Annotated in this window: 22 protein-coding genes, 1 tRNA gene and 1 riboswitch; of the genes, 6 read left to right on the forward strand and 17 right to left on the reverse strand. The window is 40.4% G+C overall.

The genetic code is table 11. The annotated features are described in order from the left end of the window. Window positions 1–174 precede the first annotated feature (174 nt). The 4 genes from GQR89_RS14380 (at window position 175) to GQR89_RS14395 (ending at window position 2,614) form a co-directional block, all read left to right on the forward strand. Window positions 175–441: a helix-turn-helix transcriptional regulator gene (locus tag GQR89_RS14380; RefSeq protein WP_158770674.1), complete on the forward strand. Its 267-nt coding sequence runs from the start codon at window positions 175–177 to the stop codon at window positions 439–441. Continuing rightward, a complete protein-coding gene (locus tag GQR89_RS14385; RefSeq protein WP_158770675.1) occupies window positions 441–1,166 on the forward strand; it encodes a hypothetical protein in 726 nt (241 codons plus the stop codon). Before GQR89_RS14380 ends, GQR89_RS14385 begins: the two co-directional genes overlap by 1 nt. Window positions 1,167–1,237: 71 nt before the next feature. Beyond that, on the forward strand, window positions 1,238–2,074 hold the full coding sequence (locus tag GQR89_RS14390; RefSeq protein WP_158770676.1) for a hypothetical protein: 837 nt from the start codon (window positions 1,238–1,240) through the stop codon (window positions 2,072–2,074). Between the two features lie 285 nt (window positions 2,075–2,359). Next, window positions 2,360–2,614, forward strand: coding sequence for a helix-turn-helix transcriptional regulator (locus GQR89_RS14395; protein WP_158770677.1), 255 nt, complete (start codon window positions 2,360–2,362; stop codon window positions 2,612–2,614). Window positions 2,615–2,666: 52 nt separating this feature from the next. Here GQR89_RS14395 and rimI read toward each other — a convergent pair whose 3' ends face one another. From rimI to GQR89_RS14440, 9 genes are all read right to left on the reverse strand, one after another. Further along, window positions 2,667–3,119, reverse strand: a complete 453-nt coding sequence (rimI, locus tag GQR89_RS14400) for a ribosomal protein S18-alanine N-acetyltransferase (protein ID WP_158770678.1) — start codon at window positions 3,117–3,119, stop codon at window positions 2,667–2,669. Next, window positions 3,112–3,660, reverse strand: a complete 549-nt coding sequence (locus GQR89_RS14405) for a hypothetical protein (RefSeq protein WP_158770679.1) — start codon at window positions 3,658–3,660, stop codon at window positions 3,112–3,114. Before GQR89_RS14405 ends, rimI begins: the two co-directional genes overlap by 8 nt. Window positions 3,661–3,738: 78 nt before the next feature. After that, window positions 3,739–3,815 (reverse strand) — tRNA-Trp (locus tag GQR89_RS14410). Between the two features lie 73 nt (window positions 3,816–3,888). After that, entirely contained in the window at window positions 3,889–4,728 is an 840-nt protein-coding gene (locus GQR89_RS14415; RefSeq protein ID WP_158770680.1) for a choline/ethanolamine kinase family protein, read from the reverse strand. Next, window positions 4,706–5,335 carry a nicotinamide riboside transporter PnuC gene (gene pnuC / locus GQR89_RS14420; RefSeq protein WP_158770681.1) on the reverse strand — a complete coding sequence of 210 codons (630 nt, stop codon included), beginning with the start codon at window positions 5,333–5,335 and terminating at the stop codon, window positions 4,706–4,708. The genes GQR89_RS14415 and pnuC overlap by 23 nt, the downstream gene beginning before the upstream one ends. After that, on the reverse strand, window positions 5,335–5,592 hold the full coding sequence (locus GQR89_RS14425; protein ID WP_158770682.1) for a hypothetical protein: 258 nt from the start codon (window positions 5,590–5,592) through the stop codon (window positions 5,335–5,337). The genes pnuC and GQR89_RS14425 overlap by 1 nt, the downstream gene beginning before the upstream one ends. A gap of 14 nt (window positions 5,593–5,606) precedes the next feature. Continuing rightward, window positions 5,607–7,670, reverse strand: coding sequence for a TonB-dependent receptor (locus GQR89_RS14430; protein ID WP_158770683.1), 2,064 nt, complete (start codon window positions 7,668–7,670; stop codon window positions 5,607–5,609). Window positions 7,671–7,744: 74 nt separating this feature from the next. After that, window positions 7,745–7,850: riboswitch (TPP riboswitch) on the reverse strand. A 99-nt stretch (window positions 7,851–7,949) separates the two neighbouring features. Next, on the reverse strand, window positions 7,950–8,840 hold the full coding sequence (locus GQR89_RS14435) for a hypothetical protein (protein WP_233268978.1): 891 nt from the start codon (window positions 8,838–8,840) through the stop codon (window positions 7,950–7,952). A 2-nt stretch (window positions 8,841–8,842) separates the two neighbouring features. Next, window positions 8,843–9,250, reverse strand: a complete 408-nt coding sequence (locus tag GQR89_RS14440; protein ID WP_158770684.1) for an acyl-CoA thioesterase — start codon at window positions 9,248–9,250, stop codon at window positions 8,843–8,845. A 67-nt stretch (window positions 9,251–9,317) separates the two neighbouring features. Here GQR89_RS14440 and GQR89_RS14445 point away from each other — a divergent pair, with 67 nt between their 5' ends. Beyond that, window positions 9,318–11,471: a tRNA(Met) cytidine acetyltransferase TmcA gene (locus GQR89_RS14445; protein WP_158770685.1), complete on the forward strand. Its 2,154-nt coding sequence runs from the start codon at window positions 9,318–9,320 to the stop codon at window positions 11,469–11,471. Window positions 11,472–11,573: 102 nt separating this feature from the next. Here the strand turns inward: GQR89_RS14445 and GQR89_RS14450 are convergent, their stop codons facing one another. The 6 genes from GQR89_RS14450 to GQR89_RS14475 are packed head-to-tail and all read right to left on the reverse strand — an operon-like array spanning window position 11,574 to window position 16,512. Then, window positions 11,574–12,833: a lipopolysaccharide assembly protein LapB gene (locus GQR89_RS14450; RefSeq protein WP_158772278.1), complete on the reverse strand. Its 1,260-nt coding sequence runs from the start codon at window positions 12,831–12,833 to the stop codon at window positions 11,574–11,576. Then, window positions 12,833–13,447 (reverse strand): energy transducer TonB, encoded by a 615-nt coding sequence (locus tag GQR89_RS14455; protein WP_158770686.1) that lies wholly within the window; start codon window positions 13,445–13,447, stop codon window positions 12,833–12,835. Before GQR89_RS14455 ends, GQR89_RS14450 begins: the two co-directional genes overlap by 1 nt. 2 nt (window positions 13,448–13,449) lie before the next feature. Further along, window positions 13,450–13,851, reverse strand: coding sequence for a biopolymer transporter ExbD (locus tag GQR89_RS14460; protein WP_158770687.1), 402 nt, complete (start codon window positions 13,849–13,851; stop codon window positions 13,450–13,452). Window positions 13,852–13,863: 12 nt separating this feature from the next. Then, the gene (locus tag GQR89_RS14465) at window positions 13,864–14,388 is read right to left on the reverse strand and encodes a MotA/TolQ/ExbB proton channel family protein (RefSeq protein ID WP_158770688.1); all 525 of its coding nucleotides are present in this window, start codon (window positions 14,386–14,388) and stop codon (window positions 13,864–13,866) included. 1 nt (window position 14,389) lies between these two features. Beyond that, a complete protein-coding gene (locus GQR89_RS14470) occupies window positions 14,390–15,742 on the reverse strand; it encodes a MotA/TolQ/ExbB proton channel family protein (protein WP_158770689.1) in 1,353 nt (450 codons plus the stop codon). A gap of 5 nt (window positions 15,743–15,747) precedes the next feature. Beyond that, window positions 15,748–16,512 (reverse strand): DUF3450 domain-containing protein, encoded by a 765-nt coding sequence (locus GQR89_RS14475; RefSeq protein ID WP_158770690.1) that lies wholly within the window; start codon window positions 16,510–16,512, stop codon window positions 15,748–15,750. 537 nt (window positions 16,513–17,049) lie between these two features. On the opposite strand from GQR89_RS14475, the gene GQR89_RS14480 reads away from it, so the two are divergent. Continuing rightward, complete coding sequence (locus GQR89_RS14480; RefSeq protein ID WP_158770691.1) at window positions 17,050–18,015, forward strand: class I SAM-dependent methyltransferase; 966 nt, start codon at window positions 17,050–17,052, stop codon at window positions 18,013–18,015. 211 nt (window positions 18,016–18,226) lie between these two features. Here the strand turns inward: GQR89_RS14480 and GQR89_RS14485 are convergent, their stop codons facing one another. After that, on the reverse strand, window positions 18,227–18,520 hold the full coding sequence (locus GQR89_RS14485; protein ID WP_158770692.1) for a hypothetical protein: 294 nt from the start codon (window positions 18,518–18,520) through the stop codon (window positions 18,227–18,229). 168 nt (window positions 18,521–18,688) lie between these two features. Then, window positions 18,689–20,329: a tetratricopeptide repeat-containing sulfotransferase family protein gene (locus GQR89_RS14490; protein ID WP_158770693.1), complete on the reverse strand. Its 1,641-nt coding sequence runs from the start codon at window positions 20,327–20,329 to the stop codon at window positions 18,689–18,691. Between the last annotated feature and the right edge of the window lie 76 nt (window positions 20,330–20,405).

Raw genomic sequence — 20,405 nt, forward strand, 5'->3', positions numbered from 1 at the left:
GTGTAACGTTAGGAACTATAAAGAAAATTTATATTTGCGATGTCACTAATTTCTTTGTAAAAGGCATTTACAAGTTGTCACCACTACCTTATATTCGAACGGGCAAGGGTAATTTAAAACCCCTACATTCACTCAATTTATACGATTCATACTTGCTCAGGAAGCCAACTCACTATGTCACGTAGAAAGAAGTTCAGCGGTGTGCAACTTAAGGCACTTCGTAAAGAAGCGGGATACACCCAAGGCGAGCTTGCTCAGCGAGTTGGTATTAGCCGAGAGACAGTTTCGGCAATTGAGAATGAAAAACCAGAAACGATGAACAGTATCGGTGTAGAGGTAATCAGCAAATGGTGGGCTGTATGCCGACAAAAAGCCTCAGAACAAACCCGTGAATCTTTTTTCTCTACTGTTATGGATTATTTCGGTTTTAATCACACCTAATGTTAGTTCGTGCCTACTTACCCAAGATAATCACAGCCCTCTTTGGAGGGCTTTTTATCGCCGCGGGTATTTTGACGTTTGGCAATGCGCTTGTTTTTGATCGTATATTTATTGGAATATTACTCTTTACAGGCTTTGTTTGTCGCAAAGATATTAATGTTTTAGGTATTATAATAATACTTGCAGTAATTAGAGTTCTAGAAGAGGTTTTGTGGTTTATTTTTGCCGAGGAGCTTTATAACTATTGGCTTGCAAAAATAATTATATATTTATTATTGTTTTTTATTATTTATAAGTTTTGGTTCGATAAAATGAGTAAGATTTCTTTAATGATTTTACTGCTCTGTATCTCAGCTGAAATTTACTGGATTCTAATAGGATATAATACTGCACCTGCTATTTACTGGTATGCAGCGTTAGTAGGACTGGGCTTACTTACTCGTCATTTTCTTTTCTCACGTATTCAAATGACTGAGCAATTCACATCAAAATCTGGGAAGTCCATAAATTTAGACTGGTATATATATCAAGTCACTAGGATATATATTTTCATTGAAGGACTTAATATATTCGAATATATATTGAGGCACGTATTCCAATTAAAACATATTCAAATCATATACTACGTATACCCATATATAATGCAGTCTCTTGCAACATTTACCTTGTGGATTGTATTTAATGAGGCAAATAAGCTATTCAAAGAGCGGTTAATAAGCGCATAAAGTAAAAAAATACTAAATTGTATGAGTAATGTAACATCTAATTTCTTAATCTAAAAACTAAGGAATTAAAAATGAAATTACTACTAACAACTACGTCTATAATCTCTTTTTCAATCACATGTTTAGTTGGATACAGCTCAATTACAAACAACATGTTAAAGAATAGTCTACCTACAGAACTCGCAGTTGGCAGCAAACAGGTTCCGCCTTCATTGCTTGCAGTTGGTAGCAAACAGGTTCCCCCTACATTGCTTGCAGTTGGTAGCAAACAGGTTCCCCCTTCATTGCTTGCTGTGGGTAGCAAACAGGTTCCCCCTACATTGCTTGCAGTTGGTAGCAAACAGGTTCCCCCTTCATTGCTTGCTGTGGGTAGCAAACAGGTTCCGCCTTCATTACTTGCAGTTGGCAGCAAACAAGTTCCGCCTACATTACTTGCAGTTGGCAGCAAACAAGTTCCGCCTACATTACTTGCAGTGGGTAGCAAACAGGTTCCCCCTTCATTGCTTGCAGTTGGTAGCAAACAGGTTCCCCCTTCATTGCTTGCTGTGGGTAGCAAACAGGTTCCCCCTTCATTGCTTGCAGTGGGTAGCAAACAGGTTCCGCCTTCATTGCTTGCAGTTGGCAGCAAACAGGTTCCGCCTACATTACTTGCAGTGGGTAGCAAACAGGTTCCCCCTTCATTGCTTGCAGTGGGTAGCAAACAGGTTCCCCCTTCATTGCTTGCAGTTGGCAGCAAACAGGTTCCGCCTACATTACTTGCAGTGGGTAGCAAACAGGTTCCCCCTTCATTGCTTGCAGTTGGTAGCAAACAGGTTCCGCCTTCATTGCTTGCAGTTGCTAGCAAACAGGTTCCGCCTACGATGTTGATCGCGACAAACAATGAAATGAAATCAATTATTATCGCTTAACCTATTAGAAATTAAGATTACGCTACACAATAGTGGTATGGGCTGAGTGCAGCTGACAACGAAGAATGCATAGCCTCAATATTGAGGCTTATAGTGCTTTTCATTGACTCAATGGTTGGTAACGATTCTGCCCTATCAAAAGTAAATAATGTGAAATTATTTCACCTTGTGGAATCCAATCCACATTTGTTGACATACACTGCGCCTGACAATAGAAAAACAGAGTTTTTTTATATGCTGTTTCAGCTCTGTTGTAGTTTCAATAATATTATGAGGAATAAAAGCATGTATATCACAGGTGCAGATTTAAGAAAAATGAGACAAGACGCTGGCTTAACTACGGTTAAAATGGCAAAACTTGCTAATGTTAAAACACGTAAAACCTATGAAAATTGGGAAAAAGAAATTGGTAGCCCTAGCATGAATCAGTTCATCGCTATGTGCGTTGGTTGTAATTACAACTCGTCTAAGTTCGTGAAATTGGCCATTGAGCGTCAAGATCCGTCTCAACAACTAAACATTTCTTCAGCGCGTAGATAATGTATTCGATCTGAAGCCCGAAAGGGCTTCGTCGATTTATCTAAATGCTCATTTAGTGAATATCGATAAGTGTTAGTTTCATAATTAACGCGTCTTCTTTACCGTCGACAGTGTCATAATAGCCTTTACGACGCTCTATCAACTCAAAACCCTGCTTTTGATAAAGGCTTATCGCCACACCATTCGTTGCGCGTACCTCTAACCAAACACACTGCATATTGTTATCAACGCATCGCGTTATAAAATGCGCCATAAGCTTGTTGCTTAAGCCCTTACCTTGCATATCATTTGATACACCAATGTCCATCAACGTCGCTTCGTCGAGTACAAAAAGGGCTACATAGAGTCCAATAAATTCGTTATCTTGGCGTAATCCATAAGCTTCGTATTGATCCGTTAAACAATCTGAAAACACAGACTTAGACCATGGGTGAGAGTGCCCTTGACAGTGGATAGTATAGGCAGAATGATAGTTTTTTGAGGTGAGCTTTATTAGGTTAGTCATTAGCGAACGTTGATAAGAAAGACCAAAGTTGTTTTTTAGTCGATGGAGAAAAAGGTTGCGTTAACGAGGGTGTTGTTAATAACCTCCCCTCTAGTGTTATGTCGTTACCTATTTTCCAGGCAAACTCGTAATCGCTATGTTGCTCACAATCAACCCCTGATAGCCGTTCGAAGTTATCGCCTTCAAAACCAATACTCAATAAAACATCCTCAATCAAAGCATTAGATAGCGTATCAGGAGAAAATTCAAAGACCAGATGATTAGGCACAGAACGCTTATCCGCCTGAGTAACTTTGTGTGATCTAAATTGTTTAATGGATTCAGGAATAGGGCTTGGGGATTTGTTAGCTGAAATTAGCGCAACAGCAGTATTTGAATCGACATTACCGTTTTGGGCGCTATCTTGATTACTGCCCACACCCTGCGTCGCGAATTCAGACTCTGATAACGCAGAACTTTGAGGTTGCCACACAACGATCCCCATTTCACTGAGGATAGCCTTTTGATATGAACTAAGTGCTTGGGATGTTTTTGCATTCATGCGCGTAGAATATCACGATATATAAAAAGAAAAGTATACTGAAGGTAAATAATCGAGCGTATTTTAAGATTATAAAATTGGCAGGGGTGGAGGGATTCGAACCCCCAGCCATCGGTTTTGGAGACCGCTGTTCTACCAATTGGAACTACACCCCTGCTGAGGTGCTGAATTATACGTAACGCGTCTAAAAGGTAAAGTGCTTTTGCATGGAAAACCGATTGTTTATGTTCAACCGCTTATTTTATCAGCAGAACTGCCCTGCAAATTGCCCACAGCGTCGGCCGCGCAATACCACAAATGGCTCGTTAGATTGACCAATGGCAGCATATCGTTGACTTTCTCAGTCAGTATATCAAGTGCAACATTACTCAGTTTGGCATATTGAACCAACAAACTTTCTTGCTGATGACCATTTAGTTGATTTACTTCAATGCAAGCCGCTATATCAAAATAGCGATTTGAGTAAGCACAATATTCCCAATCAAAAATGATGGGGGGCGTATGCACTGTTACGTGTTGCAACGATAAATCGTTATGACAGAAAACCAAATCACTCTTCGGCGCTTGATACCAAATATTAGCTAAACTTTGCGCTAGCTTATGTTCTTTTATAAAGTTCGATTTAGGCAACCGTTTTAGATAATTAGCCCATTGCAGCGGAAGATCGAGCAATGGCCTATCCATCTCTAACCCGTGAATTTGGCTTAAAGCGTTGGCGAGCTGAATGTATTTTTGCTCTTCGCCCAGTTCGTTAGTCGCTAAGGTATGACTTTCGACCCATGCATCAAGCTGAAACGAATGGGCATCGGACAAATAAATAGGCTCACAAGCCAATCCGTGTTGCCAAATGATTTTTTGAACATCAAATAATTCTTTTCGATTAAGTTGATTAACTTGGTCTGACTCAAATGTTTTCATGAAAAAACATTGGCTGGGAGTCGTTAATATATAACTACTATTAACCGCCCCCCCCTTTTGAACGTGCTTAAGGGAAAGCCCCTGCTGGCACTGCTCAAGTCCAACTAACTCAGCTAGTACAGCGGGCTTAAGCTGATGCCGATGAGGCATATCGTTTACCTAACAGTTGCTGACGCCAATTAACATATCCATAAATGGCAAATAATACGTAAAAAATGAATAAAACACCGGTAAGGTACATCTCTTTAGCGAAATATAGATAACAAGCAAAACTGTTTATGATGATCCAGTATAACCAGTTCTCCAGAACCTTGTGGGCAACCATCAGTGTGGTGTAAACACTAAACACTGTTATAAAAGCATCTAGATACAAATATTCTGAGTCTAACCACATCCCTGCGAAAGCTGTCATGGAGAACGCTATGCTGGTTAGGATAACCAGCCGAATTAGATGCTTGCGCATTGACCAACTTTGAATCGGTATATGCTCACTCTCTTGTTTTTTCCACTGTTGCCAACCATAAACGGCCATGATCAAATAATAACCATTAAGCAAGGTATGAAAAACTAGCGATACCTCCCAAAACAACCAAGTGTATATAGCAGTACTAATTAGCGCACACGGCCAACACCAGATATTCTCCCTAGCAGCCAACCAAACGTAAGCAATGGCAAGTATCACTGCCATTGCTTCTAACCATGACTGTGCAACAAACTGTTGAGTAATATCTTGCAGCAAGTCAACCAGCGATTGCATTAAACGTCACTACTCATTTTATCACCGTTTAAAAACTTGCAGACAAAAATAGCCTGGCCCACTTCTTGGTGGCTTCGCTGCATCTCTTTAGCTAATACTTGCATAGTGGCTTGATAATCACCGCTGACTAGGGTGCTCGTTGCGCTAGTCACTACCTTTAAGTATGCGTATTCATTTAGGCGATCGATAAACGTTTGTATTGGTTCAATGTATTGCTCATTCAATGGATACATTGAAAGTTCGGCGACTAATTTCATATTAAGCTCCTAATTTAAAAAGTGTATTGGGCGCTAACGCCAACCTGACGGCCATCACCCAACTGATAATACGGTTCTGGTGTGGCATAACCTTCACGAGGGTCGTTGTTAAAACCGCCAAAACCACGCACATAATACGTCCGGTCAAATACATTCTTGACCCAAACAGAGCAAGACCAATCTTGAACATCAAAACGCATAGCCGTGTTGACTAACACGTATGATGGCGATTTCTCATCATTGCCGTCTGAGAATCTATACTCGTCTTTACCGTCAGCATCGATAGTCCAGCTAACTTGCTCTGACAAACGTACGTCGGCGCCAATATTAAACGTGTAATTAGGAGCCTGCGCCTGATCCTGCTTATTAACAACAGAGCCATCAGCCAATGTATAACCTTCAAATGTCGCATCTAACCAGCCAAGGTTGGCGTGTAAATTAACGTGCTCATTTACTTGCCATCCTGATTCCAGCTCGTAACCCCAATTCGTTCCTGTATCAGCATTACCAATGATATCAATGAACGTAGCACTGCCGTCAGCACGAGTTTGTACGTCATAATCACTGACCTGAGTATCTTCTCTATCCATATAAAAAACCGCGATGCGAATAAAGGCATCGTAATTAACAAAGTTACCTTTTACCCCAATTTCGTAGTTCCAATTGTACTCAGGTTGGTAAATGCGTTTTTCAGCAGTAACTCGTTCATCTGGGTTGAATCCAGCGGCTTTATACCCTCTGGACAAGCTGGCATATACTGATGCGCTATCTAAACTGTAATCCAACACGGCTTTTCCGCCGATTAAGGTTTTGTCACTGGTTTGAGAAAAACCACTGTTATCAGCGTAATCAATTTCAAAGCGATCAGCTCTTAGACCGAGTCGTAAACTAAGCGTTTCAGACAATTGGGTATCTAGTTGCGAGTACACAGCAAAGTTATCTTGTTGATAACGACTGGTGAAATCAGTATCAGCGTAGGTGTATTCACGTAGTAGATCTTCATCCATGGTCTTTGAATAAAGACCAAATAACCACTGGGTAGAGCCGTTGAATAATGTTGAGCTGTCATTTGATAACAGCCTTATATCCATATTTTTAGTATCTCGATCTCTGAAATAGCTGTCTACCGAAGAGTACTCATCGGGATGGAAGCCTACATACGTCCAGTCTTCGTCATAGCTATAACCCATATCAGAGTCGGATTGACTTAAAATAATAAATATGTCAGCAAATTCGCTGTTTATCTCAGTTTTGAGTCCTAGCGCATGGGTTTCCTGCCGATCGAAGCCCGGCTCATCAGCGCGTGACTCACGGCTATTCTCAAGTGAAAAAGCATCGTAGCCGTTATCAATGTCGAAATATTGATAATTAAGATCAAACGTCAACCAATCAGTGGCGAGATATTTCAGTTTTACTCGTGAAGTAAATTCATCGAGGTTATCTGTATCATCGCGGTTTAAAAAGGTGTTCTCAACGAAGCCGTCACTCTTGTACTGTTGAACCGCTACCCGATAAAATAAACTATCAGTTATCGCGTTGCCGTATGCGCCGCCTAAACTCCAAGTATTCTGTTCCGCGAGTGAAAACGATAACTTACCGCTTTGTTCTGGCCCAGCATCGACGGTTTTGATTTTAATCACGCCTGCCATTGCGCTAGCGCCGAATTCGGTCGCTTGTGGGCCTCGTAAAATCTCGACCTGCTGCACGTCAAATAAGGTTCCTACGCCTGCAATCCCCGAAAAGTCAAAATCATCTACCAAGAAACCAACCGACGGATTACTAGGCTCTGAGAATTGACTACGCTCGCCGATGCCACGTATTTGCACGAACCGGCCTCTTGAGGCGCCGCTAGCAAAATTTATATTTGCTCCAATATTTAATACATCTTCAAGATGCTGTGCCTGGCGAGATTCAATTTGCGACTCACTTAAAATGGTCGCACTCGCCGGCAAAAACATGAGCGCTTGCTCACGAAAGTCTGAGCTGACGGTAATACGCTCAAGGTCATTTAACTCATTAGCTTGGGCTGTAAAACTGGATGCAATTGATAGCGCTAGTAAGGTAGAACAAAACTTCATTGGGATCTCTTCAGTGATAGTTTGAAAAGACCCGGCTTTGCGGCAGACAAATGGGAGATGTTTACATTGGATGATGTGAACGAAATAACCATTCCTACGCCGGTATTATCCGGATCAGGTGTTAGGGTCATATCTCAACTCGAGACAAATCTCAGCCTTTCGGCACCCCTTGGTAATAAAACACACGTTTGAGCGCGTGTTAGTGGCGACAGTGTAGCAATACTGTAACCCAGCGCAAGCCCTGTTTTATCGAGTGATAAAGCACAATCGGGTAGTAAATTACTCTACCAGCTGTAACTTGACCAACTTGTTACTGGAAAAAATGGAAGACTCCTGAGTAAACCATATCTGGCCAGACGGGTGTGCACAAACCCCCTCAACTTGACCAAAACCTGGTAGCGGGATTTTATCAATTAATGCAAATTCACGATCTAATATGACGATAAACGGATCGCCAAATCCCATACGTTTAGATGGGTAGCCAACTAGAATGTAACGTTGTTTCGCTTTGTCATAATCCGCTCCGGTTATGACGCCTGGGATCCCTTTTACTAATTTTTTTGCACTCAGTTTTTGTTTATTTTGACTTTTGTCGACAATATAAATTTTGAGCAGATCCGTTAGCCAACTTTTTGAAAATAATACCAAATGATCATCAACGGCGACCAAGGCCTCCGCGTCGAAATCGTGGTTCAGTGATTCATTTTCTGATGGTTTATTTCCGTCATATGAAAGACTAAGCTTCGTTGCACTGTCGAGAGGTTCAGCACTGCGCGGAAATTTATAGATGATTACATTTTTACGGGTACCTCGATTATTGCCAATATCGCCGATATAGAAAAATGAATCATCCGCAGTCAACGCCTCCCAATCTTTATTCTTGACGTCTTCTGGTGTTAACTTGGACACAATACGGCCGTTTTCGTCTAGACGAAAGACAACCGGTGCGTTACCAGAGTCGTTCAAACTGTATACGCTATTGTCAGGCGAACAGTAAAGCGCTGAGGTTTCCTCTAACGCGCTTGACAAAGATACACTTTCTATAATTTCGAATTTCGCTTGCGTTGCAAATGCACAACTATTAATAAAGAAAAGGCTAGCAGTAAGCACTCCCGAAGCACAACGGTTTAACGCCGACAACTTGTATAGAAAATTTAGGCTATTACGCATAATTAGATTAATCCTTTCATCTCCAGTTTTGCTCGTTCTGCTAACTCATCAAAGGTTTTACCATGAGCTACAGGCAAACGAGTTTCGCGATCGACGCGCACAAAAACGATATCGTCGGCGAGACAAATCGTTCTCTTGGTCTCCTTATTTCGCACCAAGCAAGTCACTGTAATTGATGTTCGTCCAACCTTCTTTGTTTCAAGCCCAAATTCAACCACATCGCCTTGCAATGCTGGAGATTCAAAGCTGATTTCACCGATATGCTTTGTTACCAACTGGTTGGTTCCCAACTGACAAATAGCATATATCGCCGACTCTTCATCAATCCACTCTAAAGCACGCCCACCAAATAATGAGTTTGCATAATTAAGGTCATTGGGCATGACTAATCTTCTTGATAAAAAACGCATTCGTATTCCTTAGTAACTTTGCTTAAACTGGCGATAATTTCCGACACATTGTACAGATAAAATCAGCATGGATTTGCACTTTAAAATACAAGATTGGCTAAAAGCGAGAAAAAATCACCTATGCCATCGGCAGTTAGTGATTATTAGCGGACCTGAAAATTGGGCCGAAAAGCTGTCTCAAGAAATAATAACTATCGCTGAAATACCAGAAAACAAATTACTTTGGGTAGGGGATCGTTTAGATTCATCCCTAAACGTAGATTGTCTTACCTATCGACAACATTTAGGCACAGAGTACGATGCACTTGTATACAACGTGTACACAGGGCTAAGTGCGAGTGCATTAATAGCCTTTAGCGGCACTATTATGGCAGGTGGGGTCATGATCCTTATTTGTCCTGACTTTACGCGTTGGCCAGATTATCCTGACCCACTGGCGAGTAAACGTTCATCTTACGGATGTAATCAAAATGCTGAACAAAGCTACTTTACTCGGCGCTTGATATCCCTGATTCAAAACGATTTAGACACCATAGTTATCACACCGGAGAGAATTAATGGACACAATGTATTCGTCCCTCAGGAAGATATTGGTCGTAAGCTGAATAGCTCAACACCTGAGCAACAAACAATCATTACTAGCATATTAAGCATGTCTGACAGTCATAAAGACCGGCCAATCGTGATAACTGCTGATAGAGGACGTGGCAAATCATCTGCATTAGGATTGGCAGCTAAAGAGCTGATAGAAAAAAGATCTAAACAAATAATTATTACCGCGCCGAATAAGAAAAATGTGGAGCAAGTCTTTGCTTTTGCTCAGTCTTCCTCTGTAGCGCAAGGTGATACGAACACAAACCTTGCATTTGTTGCTCCCGATGCCCTTTTAGCCGAACCACACGAAGCTGACTTACTTTTTATAGATGAAGCAGCCGCTATTCCCGCATCAATATTGAAAGCACTTTTAAACAAGTTTTCTAGCGTTGTAATGAGTTCGACTGTGCACGGATACGAAGGTGCTGGGCGCGGCTTCGAACTGCGCTTTAAACCTTATCTAGAAAAGAATAAGAAAGGATGGAAGGCATTCACACTTACTATGCCTATTCGTTGGTATAAAAATGACTGTTTAGAAGCGTTCTGGTTCCGCTGCTTTATGATGGAAGACATCACGTCCTTTTCTACAGACAAGCACATCACGACTATTACTGAGGCAGTCCTGCCAATCCATCCTGACTCCATTATAGCTAACATTGAAAGTAATAAAGTCATAGAGATATCACGCGCACAACTTGTCGATGACCCCATATTATTGCACCAGACATTTTCTTTACTCGTGAATGCGCATTATCAAACGAGCCCTGATGATTTAGTTAGATTATTAGATGCGCCAGAACAACGCTTATTCACTTACACTTTACATTCCAAAGTAGTAGGTGTTGCCTTAATCATCGAGGAAGGCGGTGATAATTTAAGCAAACTTTCAACAGCAATTACGCTGGGTGATAGACGAGTGAATGGTCACATGGTAGCCCAAAATCTCGCTTTACATACTGCAAACCAAAAATTTTGCTGTATTAAGCAATGGCGTATCGTAAGAATCGCTGTTGATAAACCTCAAAGGCGCAATAAAATTGGAAGTGCATTATTAAATGCTATCAGTGAATCGGCGAAAACAAAAAGTGTTGAACTGCTGACAAGTTCTTTTGGTGCATCGGAAAATTTACTTAATTTTTGGACTCAGAATAAGTTTTCACCATTGAAGCTGGGGTTCAAGCGAGATGCAGCCAGTGATGAAGTAAGCTTGATTGTGGGTCGTGCATTATCAGTAAATGGCTCAACTTCGGTGTCAAAGGTACGCGATCAATTTACTAAAGAGTTGCATTATCATATCTCTCGTTACCACCGAATGACTAACACGGCTTTGCTTTCGAAGCTATTAATACAATGTAAATGTGAATCAATTACCGTTGATGAACAGCGCCGAGTAGCGTGTTTTCTATCATCGAAAAATCCCTTTGATACATTTTCTCAAGTACTGGCAAAATACCTTCTAATGAAATTATCCTCTATTGAGACAATCAGTGATATACCTATCGGAACAGATTTGCTAGTGGCTAGCCTATTGCAATTTAAACCAACAGAGACGTTAGTAACAGAGTTTAAGTTGAGCGGAAAAAAAGCGTTAAACAAACATATACGACTCGCTTTAATAGACCTATAGATCCAAAGAAGCTCATAAAAAAAAGCGCCATGATAAGGCACAAAAAAGGCTCCATATAGGAGCCCTTTAACATTCGTTATCACATCTACAATTAATAAATTATTATAGTGTAATACCGCGGTTCTTAGCTTTCTCTTTTATATAAGGTGCCCAACTTCTCGCACTACGTGAAGTTGATTTATCCTTTCTGGCTTCAAGAACATGCTTATATGCTTCTCTGTATTTACCAGTATAAAAATTGGCTTCCATCATCGCCATATGAATACGGCCACGATCGTCAGCACCTTCATCAAGTGCTTTTTGTAAAGCTGTAAGAGCAGCGCTATATTTCTCTGCAGTTAGCAGTAGCGTACCTTGCTTGCGATACAAATCAGGGTCTGAGTTCATTTTAGCCGCTTCGCCATAGTAGGCAGCTGCTTTTAAATGATTCTTAGCCTGATGCCAAGAGTTAGCTAGATTTGTTAACGCTTTATCGTCACGTTTGATTAAGCCACTTTCAACGTTTTTCTCGAACACTACTGCCGCTTTATAAGGAATTTCATTAGTCGCGTACAACTGAGTCAATGCCTTAATTTCAGCAGCCTTGGTCAAGTAACCTTGATTGTAAGCCATTTCAAAGGTAGATAAACCTTTCTTATAATCTTCAACCAACATGTAGAAGAAACCAAGTTGTGTCCAGTTAGCTTTATTATCAGGAAAGATTTTAACCATTTCCTCGGCAACTTCGACAGTCTCTTTATACATTTTACGACTGTAAAAAGAGGTCAACTTTAATGCATAAGCATTTTTATTAGGTTTGTCATCTAATGCGATCGATTTATCAAGCGGCGCGATCATATCAGCAAACTTTTGCGTTTCGTACAAAGCCTGTCCCATACGAAGATACACATCGGCATCTTCCTTACAGGTAAAGTCCATCCACTGTTGATAACGTTTTACAGCTACGTCATAACGCTTTTCTTGCATATTTAAATCTGCAATTAGACGTAATGTACCAGACTGCTCAGTGTCATTAAGTGCCTTGGAATCTACTGACTTTTCCAAATACTCTAAAGCCTTTGGTCCAGTTTCCGATTTAGTCGCTAATAAATTACCGATAAAACGGTCAGTAAACGCTCTGTCAAAAGCTTGAGAAGTATCGATTTCGTACAAAATAGATAAGGCTTCATCAACCAAGTCTTCATTGTACGCTTCGAAAGCTTTCTGAACCTTTTTACCTGTTCTTTCGCTAGGAATGTTTGTAGGACCACGTTTGTAACCAGGACAAACGATCGCTGCAGACTGAGCACTAACGAAACTGGAGCTTAACGTCGTAGCGGCAAACGTTGCGCCAACCAAAAATGTTTTAAAATATTTATTCATCATGATTGATCCAACTTAAAGTCTAACTGAACTTTCATACCTGTCTGTTTCATCGGCTTACCATCTTCAACCTTCGGCTTATACTTCCACTTTCTCAGTGCACGTTTAGCTTCACGGTCAAAAACACGCTTAGGATCAGCGTCAATTACGTCTACGTCTTCAACACCACCCACTTCGTTGATAGTAAAAGAAAGTTTAACCCAACCTTCTTTACCGTCACGAGCAGCTTGCGCAGGGTACTTAGGTTCGATACGAACGATTGGTGTAGCATCACCATCTCGCTGCATTGCACCAACGCCACCAATATCAACAGATGCACCACCAATATCCACTGCTGGCATATTGAAGCTTAGTCCGTCGGTATTTGCGTCCGCAGTATCCGGTTCAACAGGTTCCAATTTAGGAGGTTGTTGAGGCGGTGGCGGAGGCGGAGGCGGAACCCGATTTCTGGTTTGAGTTGAATCGTCCGGTGTCGACATAACAATATCAATCACTGGCGCAGGCGGTACTTTATCTGCAGGTCTTGACGAGTTTGAAATCAACTTAGCCATAACAACAAATAATACGAATGCAATTACCCCACCAAGGAGCACAGAAACAATTAAACGTCCCATATTTAGCTCCCCTTAGCAGCAATAGAAATACGATCTATACCTGCGGATTTGATTTGATCCATTACTTCGATCACCACACCATATTCTGCATTTTCGTCAGCTTGAACAATTACGACATCGGAAGGCTGTTCGGCTAACAAACGTTCTAAGTTAGCGCGAACACTATCAACATCTATTTCGCGTTTATCCATCCAGACGTTGCCGTCTTCTGTGATCGCAATAAAGATATTGGCGTTCTTAGGCATAATAGCTTGCGATGCACCTGGTTTGTTAACCTCGATGCCCGCTTCTTTGACGAAAACAGTCGTTACAATAAAGAAGATCAGCATGATAAACACGATGTCCAACATCGGCGTCATGTCTATCGCAGCATCTTCTTCTTCAACACGTACTTTGCGAGCCATAAATTCCTCTCTCTAATGATGGGGCAAACTGTCAACTAGCTTTTCTTTTGCCATTTTAACTCTCGATTCAAGGCGAGAACTAAAAAACACACCAGATAAAGCAGCGACCATCCCAGCCATCGTTGGAATCGTAGCCATTGATATACCAGCAGCCATAAGGCGCGGATTACCTGTGCCTTGCGTTGCCATCGTTTCGAAAACGCCGATCATTCCAGTAACCGTTCCTAAAAGGCCGATTAAAGGACACATAGCAACAAGCGTTTTAATCAACACCATTCTTGCGCTAAGTCCATCGGATGCTTGCGAAATCCATGCGTCACGGATTCTATGCGCATACCAAGAGGTAGTATCTTCTCGAGCATCCCAATTTGAGACAATTTCTTTTCTCATTTTAGGAAAAACGGAAGTTAAATACCAATAACGCTCTATCATCAAAACCCACATTAAGAAGAGCGCTAAGGCGACAACGTATAATACGTCACCGCCGGCAGCGATAAAGTCCCTGACAGACTCCCATAGTTCTATCAGGTATAACATCTTATGCTTTCTCCGTCTCAGCGTGTGCAGCAATAATGCCTGCAGTCTGCTCATCTAGGATATGGACAATTGATTTGCTGCGACCAGCAACGATGCTGTGCATTAGAATCAATGGTAGTGCTGCAATAATACCTTGCGCAGTCGTTACCAATGCCATTGAGATACTACCAGCCATCAATCTTGGGTCACCTGTACCAAACAATGTAATTTGTTGGAAAGTCATAATCATACCCAATACAGTACCTAACAAACCAAGTAACGGAGCGATAGCTGCGAAAATCTTGATAATGTTGATACCGCTTTCGATGCTTGGAAGCTCTTTAAGAATAGCTTCATCAAGTTTAAGCTCAAGATTCTCAACATCAGAAGTCTTGTTGTCTTTGTAAACTTGAAGAATACGGCCAAGAGGGTTACTGCTTGACGGATTACCAGTGTTATTTAGCTGTGAACGCATTTTACCGCTGATAATAGTCAAAGTAATAAGCTTATAAAGACCGATAAGCAAACCAATCGCTAGCATAACGGTAATTACGTAACCAACTACACCACCTGCATGGTAACGTTCCATCATAGTTGCTTTTTCTTTAAGCAAACCAAGAATACCACCACTAGAAGGGTCAGCAAAGAAAGGTACAAGACCTGATTTAGCAGATAACAATTCTTCGGCAGAATCAACTAGGTAACCATCTGGTTGACGACCAAGAGGTTGAACAATTTCGTTCTCATCATCATAAATTAAGTAGCCTTGCTCACCCACTAAGTTGAACGTACCAACACGAACGACTTCTTGAGTAGTAGAACCACCATCTAAGCTAATAACTTCAGTTTGAAAACGTGAAACCTGACCTGACTCAGTCATTTCAGTTTGTAATGCAAACCACAAATCTTCTAATTCTTGAATGTTAGGAAGGCCTTTCGACTCTTCTGACATGTTTTTCAAGAATTGGCCACGACCTGGGAATTCAGCACTTACGATAGAAGTCGAAATCTGACCAAAAGCTTCTGATGATGCTTGACGAACTACACCAAACATCTCACCAAGCGTACCTGTTGCTTGATTAAGCTCTTGCTCTTTCTCTGCTAATGCAACTTCATTTTCAGAGTATTTCTTAGTTAGGTTGTCACCACGAGTTTGTTCAGCTTTTAGAGCAGCCTGCGCCTTTCTTAAAAGTGCTTGTTTGTCAGCACGAGCTGATTGAAATTCTGCCTCACGATCTTTGTTGATACGCGCTTCAGACACACGATTACTCTTAACTTCTTTCAACAAGTCTTCGAGAGATGTTGCCGCATGAACAGAAGATGCGAATAACGCTACCGATGCTGCAGCTAATACTGATTTATAGATTGTTTTCATCGATATTACTCCGCAGCTTTGATGGGTAGTTTAATAAGGTCAGCTGGCACGAGTTTGTTGGCCATACGCACAGCCTTGATAACAGAACTTAAGTATTCGTCACCTAGTTTCTGCCATGCTCTTGCATCGTTGTCCCACACCCAAGCGTTTTTCTGATCTAAAGAAAGCGCTGCTAAAGCAGTACGACCTAGATTGAAGAAATCAACCGTAATATCAGTTCCTTCATAATCAAGTTTACCTTGATAAGAACGAATTCCGCGACCGTATTCATTTTCGATTTGATACGCTTCGATTACCTGACGGAACTGCTCTGACGTAGTTACGTTTGAGTTAGCCATAACGTCACGAAGACGCTCAACACGAGCATGACGTTCTTCAAGGTTAATTGGAATATCGAGTTCAATGAATTGCTCTAAGCTATCTATCATTCTAAACATCAATGGAACAACACCACGTTTAACGCCTTCAATACCGTCGATTTGACGTTGTAGAGAATCGATACCGCGGCCTTGGTCAGCAACCAATGTTGCTAGATAGTCGTTATAAACCTTTAGGTTTTCTGTTTCATCAACAACTTGGCGATATTCAGAAAAGATGTCTAACGATTGCTCGTATAGTTTGTTAATTTTTTCTTGAGACTTCGCTGCATCCACGTGAATTCTAGACTCTTCGTTATGAAGATCATTCAACGGGTCTGCAGAGACAACAGCACTACTACCGAGCGCTAGTGCACCGATAACGGTAGAAGCAATAAGGTTTCTCTTGCTCATTTTGGACATAATTCCCAACCAATTTTCTTGTTTTGGATCCTCGCCGACGGGTAAAAAAACGTCGCAAGGGGCTTCTAAGCTTTATAAGTTTTAGGGGCTTAGCGCTAACGAAAATTAACACTAAGACTTCAAGATATTCACACGGAACCCTGCGAATTGTCAAGGCGGCACATACATAATACGTCACAAACCCTATTACCAAAATACATTAACATTTGTATATCTTTGTAAGATTTTGTTAATTTTTAAACGAAATTTGCTCTCCGCCCCCTCCTAAGAACAAATTTCATACAAAAAAAGTATAAATAGTTATAAGAATCAAGAAAAACTAAATATTAATTCATAGTTATGCACCTGCTAGAAGAGCCTGAATAATAAATTTTTATTTTATACAAGCGCATCTTAAGGCCTTCACCTCAATCGGCCTTCGTTACTTGAACCAATTACGTTGATGTTCTGTGATAGATTTGTGATTACTATTAGTTCTTGAAATTAAATATATTTACTTATTTATGCAATGGCTAAATGAGATGCTTGATGTTTAATAATGTATACACACAAAGTTCGTCGCGGGCTAACGAATGGGAAAAGCATTGGAGCAGAACAAGTGATACAGCCGCTCATGCCAGCAACGCCATACATGACCGCGTCATAGAACGTTATTGGTTATCTTCTCTAAACATCTCTACCTTTAAAAATAAACAAGTATTAGATTTAGCAGCTGGTCGGGGCGCACTTTTAGAAATAATGATTAAATATCACTCCCTTCAAACTGCCGATGGAATACAATATTGCTCTGTCGATTTATCTCAGACAGCTCTTCAACAAATAAAACTGAAGTATCCAACCAGTGAGGTAGTAAGAGCTGATTGTGCCCAGCTCCCATTTTCCACAAACTCTTTTGATTTAGTAATGAGTCAATTCGGTATTGAATACGCTGGACTAGATGCTTTTTTTGAGTGCAGTCGCATATTGAAAAAAAGTGGAAGATTTATGGGGATCTCACACTACAAACACGGTGCCCTCCATAGAGAATGTGTAGATAATTTGGAGGCGGTTGATTTACTATCCAATATCGAATTCTTTAGGTACGCTCAATTAGCTTTTCACGTTAAGTTGGCCGGAGATTCGGATGTACAGTCAAAACAACTTGAAATGATCTTCGCTGATATTTTGTCGCGTTTCTCCCACGCCGTATCCGAGCAACCAAAGTTGGTTGGTGGATTATTGCTTAGGTTATATAACGACACATCTTATATGTATAAAAACAGGGATAGATTTGAAGCCGTTGCCATAATCCAGTGGTTAGACAACATGGAAGAAGAACTTAATAATTACAGAGCTCGAATGGCATCGATGAACGAAAGCGCTCTGGATGAAGAGTCATTAGATCAAGCCCTAATAGCATTCAAAACAAAAGGCTTTAACAATATTATTCGTAGAGAAATATCAATAAACAAACATACTAAACCATTTGCTTGGTCAATTGAGGTTTCAATGTAAACGCAGCAACGCCATCTTCGATATACAAAAAACTTCCTATGAGACTCTTTTTAAAAAGCGTTATAAGTAATAATTTCTGCATAATAAAACTATGCTCAAACCTACACTAACAGTACCATCTAAAAATGCGTAATATTAGAGCAGGTTTGAGTGATTAGACGTAATTAACTTCAAATCAAGAAGCGTATATGCCTATGTGGTGTGCGTCAGATTAGTTTTGAGCACCAACATTGTTACGTGCGTCATTTAGTACTTTTTTCGCGTCGTCGAGCTCTCTAGCTCGTTGAGCGGCAGTGGTACACCTACGAACCGGGAATCGACTGCCGGTAACCGTTACATTCTTGCATCTTAAATCGCCATTGCTATTAGATGCGGTTGTTTTACCTGCTTCGCCAACTGCATCTGCGGTCTCGCTGCTGTTTGCGTTTTTGCTTTCGCTGTGGCTGGTGCTACAAGCTGAAAGAAACGCAATACAACCGACAAAAATAATTTTTCTTATGATCATGAATGTTCCCTGTTGTTTTATAAACTGTTTATTTGATTATAATTAATGTTCCATGCAATATTATTATTTCCTAGTGCAAACAACAATACTGTTATGCAGACTGTCACCTATAGGCTTGAAAATTTAATTTTCTACATAAGAAATTAACGTTTTTAATGTCAATTGGAATTAATAGTGTCCTGCCAGCATCTCTTCGATTTCTCTAATTTGTGATTTATAATTTTGACTTCGTGAGGCCAATTTTTGCAATGGTTGCCTCACTTGCCAAATACTGGCCGTTTTAACTAGCTTATTTGACTTGTAAAAGTCTAAATAAATGTCCCTCCACTCTAAATCACAATAATAAAATAGACGTGCGCATACTCCCGTAGGATTCTCGACAAGCTGTTCATAATTTACGAGAAAAATTTCACCGGGGAACATTTGTAACCAATGCTTTAATGTTTTTTTATATTCGATGTAATAATGTGCAATATGTCGTAATTCCGTTGAATAGTTCAACGAAGAGCCCAACTGTTGAAAATAAATAGATATACATATATCTAATGGATTTCTATCCGTACATATTATTTTTGCTTTTGGAAAAATAGCTTTTATCAAACCGATATTTTTAAAATTATCCAAACTCTTATCAACTACAGCATTGTGCGTTCCGAATATTTTGCCTATCTGTTTTTTGTAATTTTCAGCTATGCTGCCATAGTCACTCGGACTTAATGAACCTGAGTACTTTTTAGCATCATTGATACATTTATTCAGTAGACTTATCTCCCCTCCTGAGCAGAGCTGAGGATGTTCAGACAATATACTCTCTACCAGCGTGGAGCCACTTCTGAACATGCCACACACAAAAATAGGTTCATAGTCATTATCTATTTTACTGTTTTGATACCAAGGTTTTGTGAAATTTGCGGTTAAAAGCTTTGTCTCACCACTTACTTCGTTAGGTTTATAGGGAGTTATCCTCTTATCGCCTAGTTCATTACCTTTTTTGTAGTAATAAAAAGCCTTTGGGTAAACTTTTCTTTCATCGTAGACTTTACCAAGTGCAAAAAGAGCCGTTTCTAATGTATCGAAGTTTTCATATGTATAGCTAGCGGAATCAGTATAAGACTTGAGTTTTTGCACCTCTTCACTTTCTAATGACAAATCGCTCTTAGCATACACAAGCCTTGACAAAGCGTTGATGTTACTAGGTTCAAGAGCCAATATTTGCATATAATAATCAACTGCAATTTCTTTTTTGCCTAGCTCCTCGTATATCCCCCCTAAATTATATAAAGCAGGCACATAATGCGAATTAATAGTTAACGCATTTGAGTAATACTTTATGGCGTTATCTGTGTCATGGAGCTCAGAATAAATAACGCCTATGTTCAGATAAACCTCTTGAGGCTCACTGATGTGAAACTCGATAGCACGTAAATAGTTTGCTATTGCTCGCTCGCTTTGTCCTTCTTTTTTCAGAAACAAGGCAAAATTATACCTAGCATTAGCATTAGAGGGCTTTCTAGCTAGTAATTGCTCGTAACATTGGATTCCCGCCTTAGGCTTTCCCAATTTTCTAAGTAGATCCGCTTTCTCTAAGTAGTACGTTAATTCATCTGGAAACAACCCAATAAGGTGATCATAGTAATTTAATGAAAAAGTATAGTCTGCTTGAATATTCGCTAGCTCTAGTAAGATGAGATATAACGGCTCTTTTTCAACATGACCTTCGCTCAATAAGGTTAAACAGGCCTCTTTGGCTTCATTAAGCTTATTGGCTCGAAATAAACCAATTACTTTGTTTAACGCTGGAGTTTCCAAGACGCCCCTCTCATTATCATTTACTAACGATACGAATAAAAAGTAAAAAAAAGGTCGGCATAATAGCCGACCCTTT

Source organism: Paraglaciecola sp. L1A13, from assembly GCF_009796745.1.
Taxonomy (GTDB): Bacteria; Pseudomonadota; Gammaproteobacteria; order Enterobacterales; family Alteromonadaceae; genus Paraglaciecola.

Excerpts from the sequence above, each read along its gene's own strand:
- GQR89_RS14380 (WP_158770674.1), top strand. The coding sequence starts at position 175 with ATGTCACGTAGAAAGAAGTTCAGCGGTGTGCAACTTAAGGCACTTCGT.
- GQR89_RS14385 (WP_158770675.1), top strand. The coding sequence starts at position 441 with ATGTTAGTTCGTGCCTACTTACCCAAGATAATCACAGCCCTCTTTGGA.
- GQR89_RS14390 (WP_158770676.1), top strand. The coding sequence starts at position 1,238 with ATGAAATTACTACTAACAACTACGTCTATAATCTCTTTTTCAATCACA.
- GQR89_RS14395 (WP_158770677.1), top strand. The coding sequence starts at position 2,360 with ATGTATATCACAGGTGCAGATTTAAGAAAAATGAGACAAGACGCTGGC.
- rimI (WP_158770678.1), bottom strand. The coding sequence starts at position 3,119 with ATGACTAACCTAATAAAGCTCACCTCAAAAAACTATCATTCTGCCTAT.
- GQR89_RS14405 (WP_158770679.1), bottom strand. The coding sequence starts at position 3,660 with ATGAATGCAAAAACATCCCAAGCACTTAGTTCATATCAAAAGGCTATC.
- GQR89_RS14415 (WP_158770680.1), bottom strand. The coding sequence starts at position 4,728 with ATGCCTCATCGGCATCAGCTTAAGCCCGCTGTACTAGCTGAGTTAGTT.
- pnuC (WP_158770681.1), bottom strand. The coding sequence starts at position 5,335 with ATGCAATCGCTGGTTGACTTGCTGCAAGATATTACTCAACAGTTTGTT.
- GQR89_RS14425 (WP_158770682.1), bottom strand. The coding sequence starts at position 5,592 with ATGAAATTAGTCGCCGAACTTTCAATGTATCCATTGAATGAGCAATAC.
- GQR89_RS14430 (WP_158770683.1), bottom strand. The coding sequence starts at position 7,670 with ATGAAGTTTTGTTCTACCTTACTAGCGCTATCAATTGCATCCAGTTTT.
- GQR89_RS14435 (WP_233268978.1), bottom strand. The coding sequence starts at position 8,840 with ATGCGTAATAGCCTAAATTTTCTATACAAGTTGTCGGCGTTAAACCGT.
- GQR89_RS14440 (WP_158770684.1), bottom strand. The coding sequence starts at position 9,250 with ATGCGTTTTTTATCAAGAAGATTAGTCATGCCCAATGACCTTAATTAT.
- GQR89_RS14445 (WP_158770685.1), top strand. The coding sequence starts at position 9,318 with ATGGATTTGCACTTTAAAATACAAGATTGGCTAAAAGCGAGAAAAAAT.
- GQR89_RS14450 (WP_158772278.1), bottom strand. The coding sequence starts at position 12,833 with ATGAATAAATATTTTAAAACATTTTTGGTTGGCGCAACGTTTGCCGCT.
- GQR89_RS14455 (WP_158770686.1), bottom strand. The coding sequence starts at position 13,447 with ATGGGACGTTTAATTGTTTCTGTGCTCCTTGGTGGGGTAATTGCATTC.
- GQR89_RS14460 (WP_158770687.1), bottom strand. The coding sequence starts at position 13,851 with ATGGCTCGCAAAGTACGTGTTGAAGAAGAAGATGCTGCGATAGACATG.
- GQR89_RS14465 (WP_158770688.1), bottom strand. The coding sequence starts at position 14,388 with ATGTTATACCTGATAGAACTATGGGAGTCTGTCAGGGACTTTATCGCT.
- GQR89_RS14470 (WP_158770689.1), bottom strand. The coding sequence starts at position 15,742 with ATGAAAACAATCTATAAATCAGTATTAGCTGCAGCATCGGTAGCGTTA.
- GQR89_RS14475 (WP_158770690.1), bottom strand. The coding sequence starts at position 16,512 with ATGAGCAAGAGAAACCTTATTGCTTCTACCGTTATCGGTGCACTAGCG.
- GQR89_RS14480 (WP_158770691.1), top strand. The coding sequence starts at position 17,050 with ATGTTTAATAATGTATACACACAAAGTTCGTCGCGGGCTAACGAATGG.
- GQR89_RS14485 (WP_158770692.1), bottom strand. The coding sequence starts at position 18,520 with ATGATCATAAGAAAAATTATTTTTGTCGGTTGTATTGCGTTTCTTTCA.